The sequence below is a fragment of the Brevundimonas sp. genome, from assembly GCF_031082345.1.
Classification (GTDB): Bacteria; Pseudomonadota; Alphaproteobacteria; order Caulobacterales; family Caulobacteraceae; genus Brevundimonas.
In genome coordinates, this window is sequence record NZ_JAVHLH010000240.1 from 1 (window position 1) to 4,332 (window position 4,332).

Genomic DNA, 4,332 nt, shown 5'->3' on the forward strand with positions numbered 1-4,332 from the left:
TGCCCCCATAGATCAGGTTGACGTCGTCCAGTGCGTCCACGGCGCCCGGATAGAGGCCGGCGGCGTTGAGCTCGTCTCCTCCGTCGCCGCCGTAGATCACGTCGGAGCCGGCCCCGCCATGGATCCGGTTGCCGCCGTCTCCGCCTGTGAGAACGTCATCGCCGTCGCCGCCGAAGATGTCGTTGTAGCCGGCCCCGCCGTGAATCTCGTCATCGCCGCTGTTGCCGTAGAGAGAATCGTTTCCGCCGCCTCCGCGGATGATGTCGTCTCCGGACAGCCCGTAGATGACGTCGTAGCTGTCCGTGCCCTCGATCACGTCCGCGCCGGCGGTGCCGCCGGGGTTGGTGATCAGGGTGTCTGGGGAGAAGGCGTCCTGAGTCAGGTCCGGCGCGCCCGTGAGGCGGATCACATAGTCTTCTTCGGTGAGCGTGCCGCGGCCGTCGATGTCGACGATCAGGAAGGTCTCGCCGCCGGACGCCCAGGTCCAGATCTGGGCGAGGTCGGCGCCGTAGCCCGACGAGGAGAAGGTCTGGCCCTCCTCAAGGCTGAAGGTCGGGTTGTCGAGAGCTCCATGGAAGATGAGTTTCTGCGAATAGTGACCGGGAAGACCGAAGTTGAGACGGTCCCCCTCTGCAGCATTGAAGTCGGTGATCAGGTGGAACTGACCCAAGGCGAAATTGCCCTGATATTGCGTCTGGATAAGGTCAAACTGGTCGGCGCCCGTCCCCCCGGTGACCGTGGTGGCGTACTTGCCGAAGCGAAAGATGTCGGCGCCGGCTCCCCCGTCGGCCAGAAGATCGCCGTTGAAAACGAGAATGTCGTTTCCGTCGCCGCCCAGCAGGGTGTCGCCTCCGTTCGACCTGTCGTCGTCGCCGCTGGACAGCACGTCGTCGCCGACGCCGCCATCCAGCCAGTCCACGCCCTGCGACGCGATGAGGGCGTCGTTCCCCCCTTGGCCATACAGGAAATTCGTCGTTCCGGCGTCGCTGAGGCCGGTATTGTAGCGATGGGAGGCGTAGAGCCAGTCGTCTCCGTCGCCCCCATTCAGGGTGTCGGATCCAACCTGGCCCTCCAGAATGTCCGCGCCACCGTTTCCGCTGAGCTTGTCGTCCCCGCCCGCGCCGGTGATGTGGTCGTCGCCCTCGGTTCCAGAAATCGCGTCGTTACCGGGGGTTCCGGAAATTACGGCCATCAGGGACTCCAGAAAACGATCACTATTCGAGACCGTCAAAGCATAGCGGCGATCCCGCAGTCGAGACTACCTTTACCGTGATAGGATTAGATCATGCTACGTGGAGGCGATCGCCTCCATGCGCCGCGAGCCGCCCCTACCGCCCGAATTTCTGGAATTTGATCCGGTGCGGGATCAGGCTCTCGACCCCGAGGCGACGCTTCTTGTCCTCCTCATAGGCCTCGAAGTTTCCTTCGAACCATTCGACGTGGCTGTCGCCCTCGAAGGCGAGGATGTGGGTGGCCAGGCGGTCCAGGAACCAGCGGTCGTGGGAGATGACCACGGCGCAGCCGGCGAAGCCTTCCAGCGCCTCCTCGAGGTTCTGCAGCGTCTCGATGTCCAGGTCGTTGGTCGGTTCGTCGAGCAGCAGCAGGTTGCCGCCCGTGGCCAGGGTCTTGGCCAGGTGGACGCGGTTGCGCTCTCCGCCCGACAGCTGGCCGACCTTCTTCTGCTGGTCGCCGCCCTTGAAGTTGAAGCTGCCGACATAGGCGCGGGTGTTGATCTCGCGTTTGCCGACCATCATCACGTCAGTGCCGCCCGAGATGACTTCCCAGATGGTCTTGTTGGGCTCCAGGTCGTCGCGGCTCTGGTCGACATAGGCCAGCTTGACCGTCTCCCCGACCTTGATCGTGCCGGCGTCGGGCTGTTCCTGGCCGGTGATCAGGCGGAACAGGGTCGACTTGCCGGCGCCGTTGGGGCCGATGACGCCGACGATGCCGTTGGGCGGCAGTTTGAAGCTCAGGTCCTTGAACAGCAGCTTGTCGCCATAGGCCTTCTCCAGACCCTCGGCCTCCAGCACGACATTGCCGAGGCGCGGGCCGGGCGGGATCTGGATGACGGCGTGGGTCTGGGCGCCGCGCATGCTTTCCTGCTCGTCGACCATCCGCTCATAGGCGGCCAGACGGGCCTTGGACTTGGCCTGACGGGCCTTGGCGCCCGAGCGGACCCATTCCAGTTCGCGGGTCAGGGCGCGCTGGCGAGCCTCGGACTCCGACTGCTCCTGCACCACGCGCTTGGTCTTGGCTTCCAGCCAGCTGGAGTAGTTGCCCTCGTGCGGGTGGCCTTTGCCGCGGTCCAGCTCCAGCGTCCACTTGGTGACCAGGTCCAGGAAATAGCGGTCGTGGGTCACCAGGATGACGCAGCCGGGGAAGTTTTCCAGGTGGTGCTGCAGCCAGGCCACCGATTCGGCGTCGAGGTGGTTGGTCGGTTCGTCGAGCAGCAGCATGTCGGGCTTGCTGAGCAGCAGGCGGGCGAGGGCCACGCGGCGCTTCTCGCCGCCGGACAGGTTGGTCGTCTCCCAGTCGTCGGGCGGGCAGCGCAGGGCGTCCATGGCCATTTCGATGCGGCTGTCGATGTCCCAGACGTCGCCGGCGTCGATCTTCTCCTGGAGGGCGGTCATCTCCTCCATCAGCTCGTCGGAATAGTTCTCGGCCATCTCCATGGCGATGGCGTTGAAGCGGTTGACCCACTGCTTCTCCTCGCACCAGGCCTCGACGTTCTCGCGCACGTTCAGGGCCGGATCGAGCTGCGGCTCCTGCTCCAGATAGCCGCGCTTGATCCCGTCGGCCGCGCGGGCCTCGCCGGTGAACTCGGTGTCCAGCCCGGCCATGATCTTCAGCAGGGTGGATTTACCCGAGCCGTTGACCCCGACCACGCCGATCTTGGCGTCGTTGTAGAAGCTCAGCCAGATGTTCTCGAAGATCTTCTTGCCGCCGGGAAAGGTCTTGGTCAGACCCTGCATCTGGAAAATATATTGCTGCGCCATGCTGCGTCGCGCCCTGTCGTCTGGGGTGTGGGGGAGGTTGGCGCGGGGTGTAGCGACCGCGCGCCGTCAGGGCAAATCCCTAGCGGCGCGGCGGGGCGGTTTGATGGCCGGTCCGGCGGCGCAGGCGGGTTCCGACGGAGGGCATCGCCGCCGCCTTGCCGCCCGTCGCCGCTTCGCGCCAGTTAGTTGCCCGTCATGACAAAACGCTAAGCTGCAGGCAGGGGCGCGAAGGGGCAGAACATGGGCCGGTCCGGTGCCTGTTCTGCATCCATATCGCGCCGCCGCGGCCTCTCCGGACTGCAGCGCCTTGGGAAGTTCATGTCTGTCAGCATCACTCTCGAAGCCTCGCCCGGCCGCCGACTGGTGCTCTCCCACTATGCGCCGGGCGAGGAATGCCGGCCGCATCGGCACGACTGGGCGCAGGTTTCCCTGCTGCTGGCCGGGGGTTATGTCGAGGACAGCGATCAGGGGCGGGCGCGGGCCGACGGCCCGGGCCTCAGCGCCAAGCCGGGCCGCTTCGAGCACGAGAACCGCTTCGGAGACGCGGGGGCGCTGATCCTCTCACTCAACCTCGAGGCCGCCGCGCCGGAGCGGTATGTCGTCGCCCGTCCCGCCGCCGGCCACGACACCCTGAGACGGATGGCGGCCGGCGAGACCGGCATGACGGTCCTGGCGGGGACCCTGCCCGGGGAGCCGTCGGGGCCGGTCGCGACGCCCGGGCCATGGCTCAATCAGGCTCATGATCGACTGCTCGCCGAACCGGGGCTGAGCATCGCCGCCCTGGCGCGTTCCTTCGGCCTGCATCCGGTCCGCTTCGCCCGCCTGTTCCGCGAGGCCTTCGCCCAGTCCCCGAGCGCGGCCCGTCAGAACCGGCGCGCCGCCCGCGCCGTCGACCGGATCGTGCGCAGCGGGACCCCGCTGGCCGAAATCGCCGCGGCCGAAGGCTTCGCCGACCAGGCTCACCTGAGCCGAGCCGTCGGTCAGGCGACCGGCTGGAGTCCCGGCCGGCTTCGACGCCTGTTCGCCGACGTCTGAGCCGATCCGGTTTCATCCGTTCAAGACGCGCCGCGCGAGGTCGTGGGAGAGGAGAGGGCCGCAGCAGAAGAGAGAGCCGCCCATGACCCACCCGTTCCGCCTCGCCGCCCTGACCGCCGTCGCCGTCCTGCTGGCGGCGTCGCCGGCCGCCGCCGGCCCCGACGCCGCCCGCTTCCGGAGCGAGGCCGACGCCTTCATTCGCCGGGCGATGGACCAGGTCGGCGTGGTTCCTGGCCTGTCGATCGCCGTGGTCGATGGGGAGGAGGTGGTGCTGGCGGTCGGCTATGGCGTGGCCGACCTT

General features: G+C 67.2%; 3 protein-coding genes and 1 pseudogene. 2 read left to right on the plus strand and 2 right to left on the minus strand.

Annotated elements, in window-relative coordinates:
- Both RDU12_RS13075 and ettA read right to left on the minus strand, forming a co-directional pair.
- The coding region (locus tag RDU12_RS13075; RefSeq protein ID WP_308685025.1) for a calcium-binding protein at positions 1 to 1,192 on the minus strand (1,192 nt) is incomplete at its 3' end.
- Between the two features lie 136 nt (positions 1,193 to 1,328).
- Positions 1,329 to 2,996, minus strand: a complete 1,668-nt coding sequence (ettA, locus tag RDU12_RS13080) for an energy-dependent translational throttle protein EttA (protein WP_300289907.1) — start codon at positions 2,994 to 2,996, stop codon at positions 1,329 to 1,331.
- 318 nt (positions 2,997 to 3,314) lie between these two features.
- Here ettA and RDU12_RS13085 point away from each other — a divergent pair, with 318 nt between their 5' ends.
- Together RDU12_RS13085 and RDU12_RS13090 are read left to right on the plus strand one after the other, a co-directional pair.
- Positions 3,315 to 4,031, plus strand: coding sequence for an AraC family transcriptional regulator (locus RDU12_RS13085; protein WP_300289908.1), 717 nt, complete (start codon positions 3,315 to 3,317; stop codon positions 4,029 to 4,031).
- A gap of 82 nt (positions 4,032 to 4,113) precedes the next feature.
- Positions 4,114 to 4,332, plus strand: a pseudogene (locus tag RDU12_RS13090) (penicillin-binding protein); the annotation flags it as partial.